The following is a 17,024-nucleotide window of genomic DNA, read 5'->3' as shown; positions in this document are numbered from 1 at the left end:
GCTAGCTCCCCAACGCGGCGCGATCGGCCGCGCCGCCTTCCGGCTCGATGCAGACGAAGTTGGGCCGCCCGTCTTCGATTGCAGCGGCTGGCATGTTCGAACTGGATGAGCAGACCTGCCCGTCTTCGGTGAACGAAAAGTCGCGCAGCACCGTTACGCGGGTCGGGCTGGGATAGGTGAAGAACGTCCTGGTCGCCGGATCGAACCGGATGATCCGGTCCGAATTGTTGGCCGCCATCCACACTTGCCCGGTCTTCTTGTCGACGTTGAGCGCATAGGGCGTTTCGTATTCATCCTTGCCGACCACGGGGATACGAAAGGTTTCGAACGTTTCCGATTTGGGGTCGAACCGCATCAGCCCGCCTTCATCGAAGGCCGGGATCCAGAATATGCCCTTGGCATCAAACCGTGGTCGGCGCGGACCGAGCATGGGGGTATCCCATTCCCGCACTTCCATCGTCCTGGGATCGATCCGCCCGATCTTGCTGGCATAGAGTTTGGCGTACCAGATGCTGCCATCAACCGGATTGACATCGATCCCATAGGGAAAGGCCAGGATGCGCTCTCCGAAGAAGCGATGCGTGGAAAGGTTGAGGTGCACCGCCTGATCGGGGAACCAGCTGCCGATCCGCATCAGGGTCGGGAACAGCATATCGGTGGTCCACCGGATGAAGCCGTTGTGCGGCAGCCGCATCACGGTCATCTCTTCGGTCCTGGGATCGAACCGGCCCATCTGATTGGACGCCACGATCGTGAACCAGACGATATCATCCTGATCCACCCGGACAGTGTGCGGATAGAGCGAATCGTGACCGACCTGATAGGTCTTGAACTGCTTGGTTGCAGGATCGAACGACATCAACGTGCTCGACAGCGCGTTGGTGATCCAGATTCGACCGTCACTGGTCTGGGCCATTGAATGAGGCCCGTGCTTGCCGGTGAACTGGCCAATCGGCAGCTTCATGCCAGAGAAAATCCCGCCGCGCGGCAAGTCGATGTCAGGCAGCGGATAGCGTTCGATCTTGCCGGTGGCGCGGTCAAGCGTCCACAGGATGTCGTGCCCTTCATCGGTGCCGTACAGCAGCCCGTCTTTGGCGACGTCCGCATCATGAATGAACGTATAGCCATCGCCGACCAGCCATTCACGAACCTTGCCGCGGGATAGCTCGGCGCTGGCGCCATAGTTCTGCTGGGCGGCAAATGGCTTGCCATCGAAACCCTTCCACAGCGTTTGCGCGATTGTCGCAGACTGCGCCCGCGAAGGCATCGCCAACAGGCCTTCCATCTTGTCGACTTCGGCAATCCACTGTTCGTGGTCGCGCGGAATGCGGGTCCACGAATTGCCCATCTGGTGACAATAATTGCACTGGCTGACAAATGCCGGACGATCGCGTTTGACATCGGGCCAGGGCAGCCGGGCGTTGAAGGCCGAAGCCGACAGGCTTTCATTCATCGCGGTCTGGTCGGCAAACTTGCCCAGCGCCAGATCGAGCCGGGCCGAACCGGTGGCGCTCGCCTGCTGCTCGCTCAGCGTGTCCGGGGAACCGGCCAGACGCGCCCGGACCTTGAGCTTGCCGGCATAGGGCGTGCGGATGGCGTAAGATCCGTCAGCCGCCGTATAGACTGTCTGGCGGCTTTCCCCGGCGGCATCGAACACCGTGACCATGGCGCCATAGGCGGGCTGGCCATCGGCCAGCGTGACTTTGCCGGAAAAAGCGGCGGCCTGCGCCAGCAGCGGCTGCATCAGGACGGTGAAACCGACCAGCGTGGTGACAACTTTCTTCATCGCTTGCACTCCCCTCAGGCCGCAATTGCAGCGGGGTTGAACCACTGGTTCAGGGCCTTGCCGGTGCGCAGGCCCAGCAACAGACCGGGCGCGAGCAAACCCAGCAACGGCCCCCCGGTCAGCAGATTGACGAGCAGCGCAACGCCTGACACATCAAGCTTGCGGTCACCCAGAACGTCGCCAAAGGCCAGGGTCAGCACCAGCACCGCGCCGCTGATCAAATTGATGATCGCGACGGCCTTGAACAGCCCACCGGCCCGGCCCAGCCACAGCAGCGCCGCCATGATCGCCAGCATCGCGGCCGGGACCAGATACCCATTGGCGCTCAGGCCAAAAAAGGCGGTGAGGCCCGCGCCAATCAACAACAGCACGGCGAACAACCAGGCCGCAGCCGGTCGCGTTGGTAAAGCCATCAGACATCCCCTCCAGAATCGTCTCTGGCATCAGGGATACTGTAGCGACGCACAGAAAAGTTGACTTTGCGCGCCAAAATGCTTTGCTCGGGCGATGGTCAGGTGGGTCCGCAGCGGGGTGCTGGAAGTGGCGCCGGAACTGGTTGCCGAACTGGGCGGCGATTACCGCGCGCTGGCCCGAAAAGCGGGTGCGCCGCTGCGTCCGCTGGCCAATCCCGATCTGCCGATGCGGGTTGAAGGCGTGGTCGCGCTGCTGGAGCTGGCGGCGGGAAAACTGGCGGAACCGGCGTTCGGCCTGCGGCTGGGCTTACGCCAGAGCCTGTCGCTGTTCGGTGCGATGGCCCCCCTGCTCAACAGCGCCGCAACCGTGGACGAGCTGCTTGGCGATCTGGTCGATTACTTCCCGCTCCATACCCAGGGGACGATTGTCGGACTGCACAAGGAAGCGGCCGGCACTTTGCTGACGTATGAGCTGGCCGCCGACACCGTGGGATATCAGCGCCATGTGATCGAGCTGGGGTTTGGCGTGATCATCCGGGAAATCCGCCGTCACATGCCGGACTGGCGGCCCGAAACACTCTATTTGCGGCATTCCCCGCCACCGGACCGATCCTGGCACCGCCGCCTGCTGGGCGAGCATGTGGTGTTCAACGCTGATCGCAACGCCATGCTGCTTGATCCTGTCCTGCTGGCGATGCGCACGGTTGAAGGGGATCATGCGATCCACGATTCGCTGGCGGCGCGGTTTGGGGATGCGGCCCGGCTGGCGCCGGGGCTGGACGGGTTGCGGACCGAAGCGCTGGTCCGGGCGATGCTGCCGTTCGCGCCGATCAATCTGGCCATTGCGGCCCGGCTGCTGCGCCTTTCGCGCCGCACCCTGCAACGCCGGTTGACCGAATGCGGCACCAGTTACGAAGTCATCCTGGACCAGGTCCGCGCCGGACTGGCGCGATCCTATCTGGCCGAATCCGACCTCTCGGTCGCCGAGATCGCAGAGATCCTCCAGTATTCCGAAACCAGCGCGCTTACCCGTGCAGTGCGCCGCTGGTCTGGTCTTTCGCCACGGGCGATCCGCCGGACCCACCGCGACCGGTTAGCGCGTTGAGGAACCCGATCAGTTCGGCTGACACGGCATCGGGGCTTTCCTCTGGTGCGCCGTGACCAACGCCATTGAGCAGGCGTTTTGCGACCAGGTCTGGATAATGAGCCGCCATGCTAACCACGAGGTGGCCGGAAGGGGCCGCGCCCCGATCATGATGCCGCCCCTGATGTCAGGAGCGGCTTTCAGGCGGCACTTCAACCGATCATCACATCGTTCTGGCAGCAGATCACGGCCCGATGTCGTCGATCTCGCTCCTGAACCGCTTGCCGGCATTTTTGCCAAAGCCGAGCGCCTCTGCCACGGCAACATTCCAGCCATAGGGATCGGTTCGATACGTCACCTGATTGGCCTTGCTCACATAGACCGTGCGGTAGAGCAGCCGGACCGGTATTGCCTGCGGGAACTTTACATACGCGATCTTGCCGGTCGCACGCGCCCGCGACCATTGGGCCGTTATGCCCTGCTGTTCGGCCAGCATTTGCGCGAAGCCCAGTGCGTCACTGACCCGCACGCAGCCATGGCTCAATTGACGCTGGTGCCTGTCGAACAGCGATTTGGCGGGCGTGTCGTGCAGATAGATCGCCAGACTGTTCTGCAGGTCGAACTTGACCAGACCAAGCGAGTTGCGGGGGCCAGATCCTTGAACGATCCAGCCGTTGCGCCAGCTCATGTTGTTGCGCCGGAAATAGGCTGCACTTTTTCCGGCCAGTTCACCTTGCTGGATCGATTTCGGCACGGTCCAGGTCGGATTGGCAACCAGTCGGAACATCGAAGTGGATAACTGCGGCGTTTCATTGCCCGGCTTGCCGACCACGACATTGCGTTGATCGACGGGTTTGCCGTCACGGAAATAGGTGAGTTCGGCCGCCGCCGTATTCACGTCGATGCGCGTCGCTGCGGGTTCCCGCGTGAGCCAGCGCAAGCGTTCCATCGCCACCGCTATCGACCGCGCCCGGTCGCCAGGCCGAACATTGAGAATGGCCAGCGTATCGGCGCCGATAACCCCGTCATCAGCGATGTCGTAGTCGTGCTGAAAGGCCTTCACGGCAGTCACGATATCAGCGCTGTAAACGGCGCCATCTCCGGCCTGCGGCGGCGGCTCGCTGGCCGCTCCCGGCGCGGCCAGGTAGCGATTTTCGACGAGCGCGGTCACGATCTGGGCAATGCGTGGATCGCGGTCGCCCGGACGGATCAGGTCGCCGCTGGCGATTCGCGCAACGTTCTCCTGGGATGCCGCCTTTTGCTGCTGCCGGTAAGCGTCCGCCAAAGCGCGATACTCGGCGGTATCCGGCGTGAGGCTATCCAGCCACGCAGCCACACGTCCTGCGCGAACCGCTGTGACCAGCCCGGATGCGAGATCCACTTCAGGGCGGGGATGGGTATAGTTCTTGTAGAGCTTTGCCGGATCAGCCACACCGCGAGCCAGCGCGTCTGCGAACATCAGCGCAGCCCCGGTCAGCGCAATCTCGCGTGCTGCGGCGGAGCGCTTTGACAGGTCCGGCAGGAATTGCACCCGGTCCAGCCCGTGTCCTGACCGCTGTTCGAGCGCGGTCGTCAATGCCTGCTCTGTACGCGGCGACCAAATGGCCGCCCAGCCGGCTTTTGCGTAGAAGTCGCGGACGTGTAAGGCTTGGGACTCTCCTTCCAATTCCGCAGCTGAAATGCTTGGGGGGACGTCAGAAAGTTTTGACTGAGCTTCGGGTTCCGCAACCTCTGAACCGCTGCACCCGGCAGTCAGGACAAGGATCACCGGCAAAATCTGGATGAGTCTTAACGGCACAGGGGTCATCTTCCTTGGTTGATGGCTTAGACGCCCTTGCCCCCCTGCTCTATCCTTTCCCGGCCGAACGGATGCGGCCCTTGGAACCTCACTGTCCCGGGAAGAATTGGATGGAACCAGCCGCGATGAAGCGTTGGCGCCAGAACAGGGCCTCCCCCAGCAAGGCTGGCGAATGCTTACCACAGGAATCGCACAGCACCCGCCCATAATAATCGGCAAGTATTTCCCGATGACGAGCAGGGCGCGCTGGCCGAGTGGCAATGCCTCATGCCCTCAGTCTCAGCGCGGGCAAAAGGGACGCTCTGGCCCGCATGGAACAGTTCGGATCAGGCCGACACCTCCGGACGAAGGTGACAGTCCACGGGGGCATATCGCCGGACATCCGAATTTTACATTTTTCATCGATTTGATCTATGACCACCGGCCAAAGCCGCTAATCAGGCGAACCGTGCCATGCAACGGGCACGCCCCCAACTGCGCAGGAGCAACCTCGGCATGAGTGACCGCGTGCCACTGATCGACAAGAAGTTCGCCAGCCGGGTCGACTGGAACCTGATGCGCACGTTCGTCGACATCGTCCGGGCGGGCGGCATTGGTGCGGCGGCCCGCCAGATCAACCGGCAGCAGCCCAGCATCAGCGCCGCGCTCAAGCGGCTGGAAGATCACGTCGGCGCCACCCTGCTGATCCGCACCGCAACCGGCGTGGAGATGACCCCGGCCGGCAAGGCGATGATGGCACTGTGCGAGGACATGCTCGAATCGGCGCGGATGATGCCGCACCAGATCGCCCAGGCGACGAAGCGCGTCGAAGGGCTGGTTCGCATCCAGATCGTATCCGGGCTCGTTTCGCCTGAATTCGACGAGGCGATCGCCAGCTTCCACCGCCGCAATCCCAACATCCATATCGAAATCCGTGTCTCGCCGTGGCGCGCCGTGCTCGATGCGCTGGAGCAGGGCGAAGTGGAGATCGGCGTCAGCTATGACAGCAGCGTGCGCGGCAATCTGATGTACGAGCCGTTGCTGGTGGAGCGGCAGCAGCTCTACTGCTCGCGCAGCAGCCCCTACTTCGGATACCGCGTCAGCCGGTTGAGCGAGCTCAAGGACGAACCGTTCGTGCTGACCGGCCAGGACGAGATCGAACTGATCACGAACTTGCGCCGACGCTATCGACTGGGAACCAGGGTCGGCGGGCTGGCGGAAGACATCAATGAGGCGCGGCGGCTGATCACGCATGGCGTCGGCATCGGCTTTCTCCCCGTCCTCGCGGCCGAGGGCGAAGTCGCCAAAGGCCGGCTCTGGCCCATGCTCGACCCCGATTTCGAGCCGTCGTACGACATCTATCTGCTGGCCCGCGCCGACCCCGCCCGCGACACAGCAACACAGCTGTTCTGGGATGAAGTGTTTCGCCGCGTCCGCGCGCTGCGCAGGACATAGCTAAAATCTATGCCTTTCATCGAGGATTTACCCCTGCCCGTATGACGCGCTGCAGCGCAGAGTTCAGAGACTGAACGGAGTTGCAGCATGAACACGAGCGTCAAGGATAAGGTTTTCAATCTGATTCCCCCCGCGATGATCGCGGTTATCCTGATGTTCTGGGCGTTTGGGCCAAAGGCGCTGACCGATCATCCCTGGGCGCTTGCCATCACCTCACCGCTGATCGTGGTCGTCGTGCTGTTGCTTGAAATGGTCCACGAGCGCCATTCCGGCTGGCGCATGAACCGGCAGGAGTTCTTCACCGACCTTTTTTATGTCGTGTTGAGCGCAACGGTGATCGCGTGGCTGTCGCAGACCCTGGCCGAAGATCCGCTGCTGGCGATCAAGGCGCAGTTTGGCATCACCACCCAATGGATCACGCAGATGCCGTGGCTGGCGCAGGTTGCCATGGTCATCGTCATTCTTGAGTTCGGGCAGTACTGGATGCACCGGCTGATGCACAATTCGACGCCGTTCTGGCTGACGCATGCACCGCATCACCACCTGACCCAACTTAACGCCGCCAAGGGCGCGGTCGGCAACCCGATCGAACTCTTCCTGATCAGCCTGAGTGTCCTCGCGCTGTTCGACTTCGACAAGACCGCCCTGTTCGCCGGAATCAACACCATGGGCTCGATCGCGGTCTTCGCCCATGCCAACGTGCGGTCCAACCCGCCGATCTGGTATTCCTTCTTCTTCACCACGATCCGGCATCACAGCCTGCACCATTCGACCGATTACGAGAACACCCGCTGCAATTACGGCAACTCGCTGATCCTGCTCGATCGCATCTTTGGCACCTACCGCGAAGGGGAAGGCGTGGTTGTGGGCCAGGATGACCGCAAGCGGTTGACCATCTGGGAACAGACGATCTTCCCGTTCCAGCCCCTGATCGACAAGTACAAGGCCCGGCGCGCGGCAGGTGAAGCCACGGACGGGCAAGCCCAGTCGGGCGACCTGGCCACCAACCCGGCGCAGATCAACGCTGGAGGCGCGCCCGCGACATGAGCACTGTCCGCTCCCGACGGATCGAAGCCGCGCGTCACGCGCTGGGCCGGGGCGATATGAACGCAGCTCAGCAGTTCGCGGCAACCGTGCTGGCTGAAAATCCGCAGGATGCAGAAGGCCTTTTTCTGCTCGGCATCGCGCAATCCAGCGCGGGCCGGATCCAGGTTGGCATCCGCTATCTGGACCACGCCGTCGCGATCGATCCACAAGGCGAATACCGCGCCCAGCTCGCCCGGCTGTTTACTTTGGTCCGCCGCGACGGCGATGCCGCAGCAACGCTGCACGCTGCCGAACAGGCACCGCCGGCCGATGCGTTAAGCCGCGACACGATGGGCTGCGTCTATGCCCGGCTCGGCGATCATGCTGCAGCGCTCGGCCATTTCGCCGAGGCGGTGCGGTTGCAGCCCGGCAACACCGAATACCGCTACAACCAAGCCGTCACGCTCAACTTTCTGGGGCGGACGGACGAGGCGGAAGCCGCGCTGGAAGCGCTGATCGCGCTGGCACCAGACCAGGCCCGCGCGCACCATCTGCTCTCCGCGCTGCGCAAGCAACGCCCCGCAGACAACCACATCGCGCGGCTCGGCAAAACCCATGCGCGGTCACGCGATGGGCGCGACCGGTTGCTGCTTGGCTATGCGCTGGCCAAGGAGCTGGAGGATATCGGCGAGCCGGACGCGGCGCTTGATACGCTGTGCGCGGCCAATGCCGAGCATCGCCGCAGCCTACCCTATACTTTCGCGCGCGATGAAGCGGCGTTCGATGCAATCGAAGCGAGCTGGCCGCTGCTGCGGGAGGCACCGGCGAGCGACCCTTCCGCCGAAGCGCCGATCTTCATCATCGGCATGCCCAGGACCGGCACGACGCTGGTCGACCGGATCATCTCGTCGCACCCCGCGGTCGAAAGCGCCGGCGAATTGCAGGCCATGTCGCTGGCGGTGAAACAGGCCGCTGGCACCCGCAATCCGGCGGTCATGGATCCGGCAACGATCGCCGCCGCCGCGCGCGCCGACATGGGCGATATCGGGCGCGATTTCCTGCAGCGGGCCAGCCACCACCGGCGCGATCCGGCGCTGCGCTTTACCGACAAGTTTCCGGGCAACTTCCACTATGCCGGTTTCATTGCGCGGGCGCTGCCATCGGCGCGGATCGTCTGTTTGCGCCGCAATCCCATGGACACGGTGCTCAGCAACTTCCGCAACCTGTTTGCGGTCAGCTCGCGCTATTATGACTACAGCTACGACCTGCTCGACATCGCCGCCTACTATGCCCGCTTTGACCGGCTGATGGCCCTGTGGCGGTCGGCGCTGCCGGGGCGCGTGCTGGAACTGCACTATGAAGACCTGATCGCCGATCAGGAAGGCCAGACGCGCCTGCTGCTGGACCATTGCGGGCTCGACTGGGCGGATGACTGCCTTGCCTTCCACACCAACGACGCCCCGGTTTCGACGCCCAGCGCCGCCCAGGTCCGCCGTCCGATCTTCTCGGAATCCGTCGGGCGCTGGAAGCGCCATGCCCAGATCCTCGCGCCGGTGCAGCGCTTCTTTGCACAAGCCGGGATCGCCACCGAATGAAAGGAGCCCATGCCAATGGCACGATTTAACATGCTGGTGCTGAGCGGACTGCTGGCGGCCGCCAGCGCCGCGCCTGCATTGGCAACAGACCCCGCTGCACCCAGTGCGCGGCTGGTCGAATGTGGTTCGGAAAGCTGCCTGCTGATCTCTGGCCGCCGCGCTGACACGACTGCGTCGATCAGCATAAACGGCCATGTGGTGGCAGCCGAAGGCGCGCGCCGCTGGCGGGTCCGCGTACCCGTCGAGACGGTTCGCGCATGGTCCGTACCTTATGCGCGGACGCTCACGGTGTCGGTCGCAGGCGTGTCGCGCGATGCCAGATTGCCGATCGGTTTGCTCGGCAAGGCAGAGAACCTGGCGATGGTGATTGTTCGGGTGAAGTAATAACCCTTGTGCAGTAGAGTAATAAAACAACAATTGCTGGTTTAGTATTGAAACTTTCAACTCCTGTTGCTATTGAGATGGCAGCTGCCACAGAGCGGCGTCCGTTTTCCGCAGGAGATGATCTTGAAAATTGCACTCGTGTCGCTTGCCACTCTCGCTTTCGCAGCCTCGGCGTCTGCCGCACCCGCGAACCAGAACCCCTTTGCCCAGGACCAGGCCGTCCTTGACCTCGAAGGGCTCGACCTCTCGTCGGCTGACGGCCAGCAGCGTCTGGCCATTCGGCTCGATCAGGCCGCGCGCGCTGTGTGCGGGGATCGGGTTGCCGGCGTGCACCTGTCGCTGGAACACAAGGCGCAGGAATGCCGGACCGCAGTGGTGGCCGATGTCCGCGCCCAGATCGAAACCCGGCTGGCCAGCAAGGCCGGCGGTGTTGCCGTAAAGCTCGCAGCGCTGCGCTAAACCGCGCTGAGCGTTGCTGAGCTTTCAAACCTGTTCCGCGGCCGGCAGCCACCGCCGCGGAACAGGTTAACCGGCTGAAATCATTTCGTGTATTGAAGCGGATCCGGCCACCAGGTCAGGGTGTGCACATCGTGGGCCGAAGTCCACACGCCGCTGCAGGCAAAGCGCAGCGCACCGCTGCCTTCCGCCTTGCCCACCCGCGCCCGGATCGCCAGCGTCTGCGGATCGATCGCCACGAAAGTCTGCTCCTCGGTGGTGCGCAGCCACACCATGCCCGCGCCGGTATCGATGTCCCCGTATTTCAGCACGGCGCCAACCTTGACCCGGCCCGTGACATCGCCGCTGTGCGGGTCGATCCGCGCAACGGTGCCATCACCTTGTTCCTGAACCCAGACTGCGCCTTCGCCAGCAGCCAGAAAGCCGGGCTCCTTGCCCAGCGCGGTCGTCTTGACGACGGCGTTGGTCGCGGGATCGATGCGCTGGATCGCGCCGCTCTCACTGCTGACCGCCCACAGCGATCCAAAGCCGAAAGTCAGATAGTGCGTGCCGGGATTGACCGCGATCGACGCGATGACCGCGTTGGTTGCGGGATCCACCCGTGCCACGGTCCCTCGCTGATCGCTGGCCACCCAGATCGATCCCGCCCCGGCAACGACGTTCAGCTCGCCCTTGGGATTGGCGATGCCGGTGGGGATCGTGGCGATCTTTTCGGCCTTCTGCGTATCGATCCGGACAAGCGCGCCTTCCTTGCAATCGGCGACCCACAGGCTGCCTTCGGAAACGGTCATCGCGCCGCAGGGTTTGGACATGACCACCCCGGCAATTTTGCCCTCACGCGACCAACGCTCGACCCGGCCATCGTTCGTCGCCCAGACACTGTCACCGTCAACCGCCAGAAAGTCCGCGAAGCCGGGAACCTCGATCACTTTTTCCGGCTGTGCCAGCGCAGGGCCTGAGATCGCGGAAATGCCTGCCGCAATTGCCGTGGCGATGTTCTGAAGCTTTTGCATCAATTGCCCTTTCGTCGTGCTGATGAATGGTCTGGATTCAGGTGCGCTGCGCAATGTAGGCGCGCCACCCGCCCAAGTCGGTAATGTCCTGTGCGCCGGTCAAGGCGCGCGGCTCGGCGACAAATCCCTTCACGCTCGATCCATCGGCCAGCGTCACTGTGCCGATGGCCAGCGGGGCCGGGACTTCGACCACGAAGCTGCCGAATTCCGCGATGCCGAGTTCGTAGACTTCGACCGCGATCGCGCCGCCATCATCGCTGTGAACCAGCGCGGGCTTGGGCGGCACGCTGTCCGCCATGGCGTAAAGCCGGTACGTCGGCGCGGTTTCGAACGCGCCAACGAACTTTGCCCCGCGCGAGGTCAGTTGCCAGTGCAGCGGCATATCCTTCAGGTGCGCCCCGACAACGGCGAGTTTCACAGTCTGCATTTTACCCTCCAGATCGAGTGGCGGCGGCGCGGGGAGTGCGGCCACCGAGAGATAGGCATCGGCTGCACCGAGCAGGGCGATGTCGGAATCGGCCGGACCGATCAGGGTGATGCCAAAACCAGTGGCGTTCGACCTGCTCCCGGCGGGTACCGCCACTGCCGCCATGTCGAGCAGGTTCACGAAGTTCGTATAGAACCCCAGCGCGCTATTGAGTGCGATGGGCGAGGCTTGCAGTTCGGCCACGCGGTATGTCGTGCCCGTGGTCGGGAAGACCATCAGGTCGATGCTTTCCCACAACTGGTCGGCATGGCGCTTGAGTTCGGCGAGGCGATAGATGCCGCCGAACAACTGCACCGCGCTGACATCCAGCCCAGCCGCGACAATTTCGCGCACGGTCGGATCGATCGCGCCGGGGTTATCAGCCAGTATGCTGGCCGTCGCAGCGGTGCGTTCGGCCACCCACGGCCCGCTGTACAACAGCTGCGCCGCCTCTTGCAGCGGCTGATAATCGATCTCGACCAGTTCACCGAGTTCGGCGAACTTTTCGAGCGCGCGATCATACAGGTATTCGGCTTCGGCATCGCCGAAAAACATCCGCTGGTCACGGCGCGGGACGCCGATCATCTTGTGCCCGCGCGGGCGGTTGGCCAGCGGCTTGGAAAACGGGTCGGCGGCATCGAACCCGGCCAGCGTCAGGTCAAGCAGCCGCGCGTCGGCGGTATCGTCGGTAAAAATCGTGATGCAATCAAGCGTGCGGCAGGCCGGGACCAGACCGCGATTGCTCCACCGCCCCTTGCTGGGCTTGAATCCGATCAGATGCTGGAACGCTGCAGGAACCCGGCCCGATCCCGCCGTGTCGGTGCCCAGCGCGAAGGCGACAAGTCCCGCCGCCACGGCGGAGGCAGAGCCTGAGCTTGAACCACCGCTGACGTAAGCCAGATTATAGGCGTTGCGCGGGCTGCCATAGGGGCTGCGCGTTCCGTTCAGGCCAGTGGCGAACTGATCGAGATTGGTCTTGCCCACGCACAATGCGCCAGCGGCCAGCAACCGTTCAATGACCGTGGCGGACGCTTCGGGCCGATAGGCGAAGGCCGGGCAAGCCGCTGTGGTTTCAAATCCGGCAACGTCGATGTTGTCTTTCGCGGCAAACGGGACACCGGCCAGCGGCAACACTTCGCCGGCCGCGATCCGGGCATCGATCGCGCGCGCGGCCGCGATCAGTTCGTCCGGCGTCGCCCGGCTGATCCAGATCTGCGGCTGGACGCGGTCATAGGCGGCAAGGCGCGCCAGCGTCTCCTCGGCCACGGCGACGGCAGTGGTCTGTCCGGCGCTGACGGCTGCGGCAATGGCTGTTGCGCTGCGGCGGTCCAGCATTGTCATGCGTGCCTCGTCAGCGCGAGGATCGGCGCGCCGGGTTGCACCGGCTGGCGTTCCTGAGCGTACAGCGCCGCGACAGTCCCTGCCCCCGGACTTTCAATCCGGCATTCCATCTTCATCGCCTCGATGATGGCGATTGTCTCGCCAGCTGCCACTACGTCGCCAACCGCCACCAGCATCTTCCAGACGCTGCCGCCGAACGGCGCTTCGACCAGATCGGCACCGTCCGGCACATCGACCACGCCAGTTTCCACCACTTCGACCTCGGCGCTGTCGGTGCGGTCAAACTCGCCGCGCCGCTGCCATTCGGCCCGTTCCTCGTCAAAGGCGGCCTGCCGCCGGGCTTCGAAAGTCGCGATCGATGCGGCATTTTCGGCCAGGTAGGCCCGATAGTCGGCGAGGCGGAACTCGCTTGGCTCAATCTGGATCGAGCGCCGTCCGCTGGGGAAGTCCCGCCGCCAGTCGGCCAGCTCTTCGGCGCTTACCGGGTAGAACCGGATCTGGTCGAAGAAGCGCAGCAACCACGGCTTGCCTTCGATGAAGGCATCGGTCTGGCGATAGGTATTCCACACCTGGAGCGTGCGCCCGAACAGCTGATAGCCGCCCGGACCTTCCATGCCGTAAATACACATATAGGCGCCGCCGATCCCGACGACATTGGGCGGCGTCCAGGTGCGGGCGGGGTTGTACTTGGTCGTCACCAGCCGGTGGCGCGGATCGACCGGCGTTGCCACCGGGGCGCCGAGGTAAACGTCGCCCAGGCCCAGCACGAGATAGTTCGCCTCGAAGATCAGGTTCTCGACCGCCGCCACATCGGGCAGGCCGTTGATCCGCCGGATGAACTCGATGTTGTCCGGGCACCACGGCGCATCGTCGCGCACCGCGCCCATGTACTTCTCGATCGTTTCAATCGTCGCCGGATCGCGCCAGCTGAGCGGCAGATGGACGATGCGTGAAGGGATGGTGAAATCCTCCAGATCGCCCAGCCGCTCCTCGGCGGCGATCAGCGCGGCCAGTGCCGCGCCTTGGGTCATGGTCTGGCCGTCAAAATGGAACTGCAGCGAGCGGATACCCGGCACGATGTCGATCACGCCAGGCAGGGCGAGCCGCTCAAGCTCGGTCATCAGTGCCTGCACGCGGATGCGCAGCTCGATATCGAGCACGATCGGCCCGTATTCGACCAGGATGTTGCGATCACCCTGCTGGCGATAGACGGTTCGCGGGCGCTGCTGCGCGGCTGCGATCTCGCAGAGGATCGGTGACAGCGTGCTGATGGGCCGGGCCGGACTGGCGACGCAGCCCTTCCCGGTCGCCAGCAGGCTGCGCTGCTGGGTGTCCGCTGCAACAGCATCCTCGGCATTGACCGGGGCGAAGCGCAGCTTGTCACCCGGTGACAGCTGGCCGATTTTCCAGCGATCGGCGGCGATGACCACAAACGGGCAGACAAAGCCGCCCAGCGACGGGCCATCCGGACCAAGGATGATCGGCATGTCGCCGGTGAAATCCACCGCGCCAATGGCATAGGGATTGTCGTGGATGTTGGACGGATGCAGCCCGGCCTCGCCGCCGTCCTTGCGCGCCCACTGCGGCTTGGGGCCGATTAGGCGCACGCCGGTGCGATTGCTGTTGTAGTGGACCTGCCATTCGGCCGCGACGAAAGTGTCGACATCGTCATCGGTGAAAAAGTCGGGCGCGCCGTGCGGACCATAGAGGACGCGCAAGGTCCATTCATTCGCGAGCAGCGGAGCCGCCGCCGCGTCCAGCGCGCTGGCCGTGCGCTCACTGCCCAGATGGAGCGTATCGCCCGCCAGCAGGCGGCGCGCGGCATGGCCACCGAATTGCCCAAGCTCGAAAGTGCTGCGGCTACCGAGATAAGGCGCAATGTCCAGTCCGCCCGCGAACAGGATATAGCCGCGCATACCGCCGCCCGAAATCCGGCCAAGCGCCAGCGTCTGACCGGCGGCGACCGCAATCGGCACACCGCGCTGAACCGGTTCGCCGTCCAGCGTTGCCCCGAAATCGGCGCCCGTCAGGCAAATGGAGCCCGGCGCGTTGAACAGAAGCGTCGGCCCGGTGATCGTTACTTCAAGCCCGGTCGTGCCTTCGGGATTGCCCAGCAGGCGGTTGCCAAGCCGGAACGATTGATCGTCCATCGGCCCGGACGGCGGAACCCCGACCGACCAGAGGCTCTGCCGGCCCGGCCAATCCTGCACGGTCGTGGCAGTGCCGCCGCTGATCACCTGGATGCTGCGGGGCTGATAGGCGACCGTATCAAGCGCGCGGGTGGACACCTCGCCGCTGACGAACGCGGGCGATCGGACCACATCGCGCAGCCACCGCAGGTTCGTTTCGATGCCATCGACCCGGCTGTGCTCCAGCGCGGTCTGCATGGCCGTCACGGCTGCTTCGCGGGTCGGCGCGTGAACGATCAGCTTGGCCAGCATCGGATCATACCAGATGCTGACGGTGCTACCGGCCATGCACCATGTTTCCGCACGGATGTTGGCGGGAAAATCCACGGCGGTCAGCGTGCCCGATGTCGGACGATAATCGAGCGCGGGATCTTCGGCGTACAGCCGCACTTGCACCGAATGGCCGACCGGTTCTGTCGGGGCGGTGTCCAGGAAGCTGTAATCCGCCAGCCCGCCGCGCACCATCCATTCGACCAGGTCGATACCCATGACCTCTTCGGTCACGCCGTGTTCGACCTGCAGGCGGGTGTTCATTTCAAGGAAGAAAAACTCCTGGCGCTCGGCGTCGTACAGGAACTCGACCGTGCCGGCCGACTGATAGCGCGCAGCCTCGCCCAGCTGGATCGCAGCGGCAATCAGCCCGGCACGCACGGCGGGCGGCAGCAGCGGCGCCGGGGCCTCTTCAACCACTTTCTGGTTGCGGCGCTGGAGCGAGCAATCGCGTTCGCCAAGCGCCGCGATCCGGCCCTGGCCGTCACCGAAGATCTGGACCTCGATGTGCCGGGCCTTGCGGATATAGCGTTCAAGGAACACCCCGGCATCGCCGAAGTTGCCCAGCCCCTGACGGGCGACGGCGGCAAAGCCTTCGCGGACGTCGGCTTCGTTCTCGCAAATGCGCATGCCGATGCCGCCGCCGCCTGCGGTTGCTTTCAGCATGATCGGGAAGCCGATCTCCTGCGCGGCGCGGGCCGCTTCGGCTTCATCGGTGAGCAGGTCGGTGCCCGGTGCCAGCGGCACCCCGTGGGCAGCGGCGAGCGCGCGCGCGCTGTGCTTCAGGCCGAAGGTGCGGATGTTGTCCGGCGTCGGGCCGATGAACACGATCCCCGCCCCGGCGCAAGCCTCGGCAAATTCGGCGTTTTCGGCCAGAAAGCCATAGCCGGGATGAATCGCCCCGGCGCCGGTCTTGCGCGCTGCGTCAAGGATCGCGGCGACGTTGAGATAGCTCTCCGTGGCCCGGGCGCCGCCGATGCATACGGCTTCGTCCGCCAGGGCCACATGCAGCGAGTCCACATCGGCGTCCGAATAGACCGCGACAGAGCGCAGCCCCATGCGCCGCAAGGTGCGAATGATCCGCGTGGCAATTGCGCCGCGGTTGGCAATGAGAACCGTGTCGAAGCTCATGCGGCGACAATCATGCGGACGGGGGTTGGATTGAAGCCGTTGCAGGGGTTGTTGATCTGCGGGCAGTTGGACACGACCACGGTGACGTCCATCTCGGCGCGCAAGTCCACGGTAAGCCCCGGCGCGGAAATCCCGTCAACAATGCCCAGCGATCCATCCGGTTCGACCGGCACGTTCATGAAGAAGTTGATGTTGGAGACGATGTCGCGTTTGCCGCGCCCTTCCCGCAGGTTCGCCTCCAGGAAGTTCTCGACGCAGGCGTGCTCGGCCTTGGTGTGGTGGCCGTAACGCAGCGTGTTGGACTCGCACGAGCAAGCCCCGCCGATGGTATCGTGGTAATCGACCGACGTGGCGGCGATGACCATCATCGGCCGGCCTTCGTTCGATCGCAGCACCGTGCCTTTGCGCAGGAACAGGTTGCCTTGCGCTGCCACTGTGTCCTGGGCGCTGTATCGCTCGGCATCATCGGCAGTGGCGTAAAGCAGGAAATCGACGGCCTGGTTGCCTTCCAGATCGACAATCCGCAGCGTCTGCCCGGCCGCGAGATGATGCAGCCACGGTGCCCGCGCGGGCACGATCACATCGTGAAGAACGGAGCCGGACAGGCCGGAGAGATGGGGATCGGCGCTCATGGCGGA

Annotated in this window: 13 protein-coding genes; 6 read left to right on the top strand and 7 right to left on the bottom strand. The window is 64.1% G+C overall.

Annotation, left to right across the window (positions count from 1 at the left end; translation table 11 throughout):
• Position 1: 1 nt before the first annotated feature.
• Together Q8Q53_RS15620 and Q8Q53_RS15615 are read right to left on the bottom strand one after the other, a co-directional pair.
• A complete protein-coding gene (locus tag Q8Q53_RS15620) occupies positions 2-1,786 on the bottom strand; it encodes a carboxypeptidase regulatory-like domain-containing protein (protein WP_305702711.1) in 1,785 nt (594 codons plus the stop codon).
• Positions 1,787-1,800: 14 nt separating this feature from the next.
• Positions 1,801-2,199: a hypothetical protein gene (locus tag Q8Q53_RS15615; protein ID WP_305702710.1), complete on the bottom strand. Its 399-nt coding sequence runs from the start codon at positions 2,197-2,199 to the stop codon at positions 1,801-1,803.
• Positions 2,200-2,293: 94 nt separating this feature from the next.
• Here Q8Q53_RS15615 and Q8Q53_RS15610 point away from each other — a divergent pair, with 94 nt between their 5' ends.
• Entirely contained in the window at positions 2,294-3,304 is a 1,011-nt protein-coding gene (locus Q8Q53_RS15610; RefSeq protein ID WP_305702709.1) for an AraC family transcriptional regulator, read from the top strand.
• Between the two features lie 223 nt (positions 3,305-3,527).
• On the opposite strand, the gene Q8Q53_RS15605 is transcribed toward Q8Q53_RS15610, so the two are convergent.
• Positions 3,528-5,090, bottom strand: a complete 1,563-nt coding sequence (locus tag Q8Q53_RS15605) for a murein L,D-transpeptidase (RefSeq protein ID WP_305702708.1) — start codon at positions 5,088-5,090, stop codon at positions 3,528-3,530.
• A 486-nt stretch (positions 5,091-5,576) separates the two neighbouring features.
• Here Q8Q53_RS15605 and Q8Q53_RS15600 point away from each other — a divergent pair, with 486 nt between their 5' ends.
• The 5 genes from Q8Q53_RS15600 to Q8Q53_RS15580 all read left to right on the top strand — a co-directional run bounded on the left by Q8Q53_RS15600 (position 5,577) and on the right by Q8Q53_RS15580 (position 9,979).
• Positions 5,577-6,515: a LysR family transcriptional regulator gene (locus Q8Q53_RS15600; protein ID WP_305702707.1), complete on the top strand. Its 939-nt coding sequence runs from the start codon at positions 5,577-5,579 to the stop codon at positions 6,513-6,515.
• A gap of 87 nt (positions 6,516-6,602) precedes the next feature.
• Positions 6,603-7,562: a sterol desaturase family protein gene (locus Q8Q53_RS15595; RefSeq protein WP_305702706.1), complete on the top strand. Its 960-nt coding sequence runs from the start codon at positions 6,603-6,605 to the stop codon at positions 7,560-7,562.
• A complete protein-coding gene (locus Q8Q53_RS15590) occupies positions 7,559-9,136 on the top strand; it encodes a tetratricopeptide repeat-containing sulfotransferase family protein (RefSeq protein ID WP_305702705.1) in 1,578 nt (525 codons plus the stop codon). Before Q8Q53_RS15595 ends, Q8Q53_RS15590 begins: the two co-directional genes overlap by 4 nt.
• A gap of 15 nt (positions 9,137-9,151) precedes the next feature.
• Complete coding sequence (locus tag Q8Q53_RS15585; protein ID WP_305702704.1) at positions 9,152-9,520, top strand: hypothetical protein; 369 nt, start codon at positions 9,152-9,154, stop codon at positions 9,518-9,520.
• 117 nt (positions 9,521-9,637) lie between these two features.
• A complete protein-coding gene (locus Q8Q53_RS15580; RefSeq protein WP_305702703.1) occupies positions 9,638-9,979 on the top strand; it encodes a UrcA family protein in 342 nt (113 codons plus the stop codon).
• 80 nt (positions 9,980-10,059) lie between these two features.
• Here the strand turns inward: Q8Q53_RS15580 and Q8Q53_RS15575 are convergent, their stop codons facing one another.
• The 4 genes from Q8Q53_RS15575 to Q8Q53_RS15560 are packed head-to-tail and all read right to left on the bottom strand — an operon-like array spanning position 10,060 to position 17,018.
• Positions 10,060-10,989 carry a YncE family protein gene (locus tag Q8Q53_RS15575; RefSeq protein ID WP_305702702.1) on the bottom strand — a complete coding sequence of 310 codons (930 nt, stop codon included), beginning with the start codon at positions 10,987-10,989 and terminating at the stop codon, positions 10,060-10,062.
• A gap of 37 nt (positions 10,990-11,026) precedes the next feature.
• The gene (gene atzF, locus Q8Q53_RS15570) at positions 11,027-12,796 is read right to left on the bottom strand and encodes an allophanate hydrolase (protein WP_305702701.1); all 1,770 of its coding nucleotides are present in this window, start codon (positions 12,794-12,796) and stop codon (positions 11,027-11,029) included.
• Entirely contained in the window at positions 12,793-16,386 is a 3,594-nt protein-coding gene (uca, locus tag Q8Q53_RS15565; protein WP_305702700.1) for an urea carboxylase, read from the bottom strand. Before uca ends, atzF begins: the two co-directional genes overlap by 4 nt.
• The gene (locus Q8Q53_RS15560) at positions 16,383-17,018 is read right to left on the bottom strand and encodes an urea amidolyase associated protein UAAP2 (RefSeq protein ID WP_305702699.1); all 636 of its coding nucleotides are present in this window, start codon (positions 17,016-17,018) and stop codon (positions 16,383-16,385) included. Before Q8Q53_RS15560 ends, uca begins: the two co-directional genes overlap by 4 nt.
• Positions 17,019-17,024 lie beyond the last annotated feature (6 nt).

This window comes from Novosphingobium sp., assembly GCF_030699305.1.
Taxonomy (GTDB): domain Bacteria; phylum Pseudomonadota; class Alphaproteobacteria; order Sphingomonadales; family Sphingomonadaceae; genus Novosphingobium.
This window is presented reverse-complemented; position numbering and strand designations above follow the sequence as displayed.

Excerpts from the sequence above, each read along its gene's own strand:
- atzF (WP_305702701.1), bottom strand. The coding sequence starts at position 12,796 with ATGACAATGCTGGACCGCCGCAGCGCAACAGCCATTGCCGCAGCCGTC.
- Q8Q53_RS15605 (WP_305702708.1), bottom strand. The coding sequence starts at position 5,090 with ATGACCCCTGTGCCGTTAAGACTCATCCAGATTTTGCCGGTGATCCTT.
- Q8Q53_RS15610 (WP_305702709.1), top strand. The coding sequence starts at position 2,294 with ATGGTCAGGTGGGTCCGCAGCGGGGTGCTGGAAGTGGCGCCGGAACTG.
- Q8Q53_RS15600 (WP_305702707.1), top strand. The coding sequence starts at position 5,577 with ATGAGTGACCGCGTGCCACTGATCGACAAGAAGTTCGCCAGCCGGGTC.
- Q8Q53_RS15590 (WP_305702705.1), top strand. The coding sequence starts at position 7,559 with ATGAGCACTGTCCGCTCCCGACGGATCGAAGCCGCGCGTCACGCGCTG.
- Q8Q53_RS15620 (WP_305702711.1), bottom strand. The coding sequence starts at position 1,786 with ATGAAGAAAGTTGTCACCACGCTGGTCGGTTTCACCGTCCTGATGCAG.
- Q8Q53_RS15585 (WP_305702704.1), top strand. The coding sequence starts at position 9,152 with ATGGCACGATTTAACATGCTGGTGCTGAGCGGACTGCTGGCGGCCGCC.
- Q8Q53_RS15580 (WP_305702703.1), top strand. The coding sequence starts at position 9,638 with ATGATCTTGAAAATTGCACTCGTGTCGCTTGCCACTCTCGCTTTCGCA.
- Q8Q53_RS15615 (WP_305702710.1), bottom strand. The coding sequence starts at position 2,199 with ATGGCTTTACCAACGCGACCGGCTGCGGCCTGGTTGTTCGCCGTGCTG.
- uca (WP_305702700.1), bottom strand. The coding sequence starts at position 16,386 with ATGAGCTTCGACACGGTTCTCATTGCCAACCGCGGCGCAATTGCCACG.
- Q8Q53_RS15575 (WP_305702702.1), bottom strand. The coding sequence starts at position 10,989 with ATGCAAAAGCTTCAGAACATCGCCACGGCAATTGCGGCAGGCATTTCC.
- Q8Q53_RS15595 (WP_305702706.1), top strand. The coding sequence starts at position 6,603 with ATGAACACGAGCGTCAAGGATAAGGTTTTCAATCTGATTCCCCCCGCG.
- Q8Q53_RS15560 (WP_305702699.1), bottom strand. The coding sequence starts at position 17,018 with ATGAGCGCCGATCCCCATCTCTCCGGCCTGTCCGGCTCCGTTCTTCAC.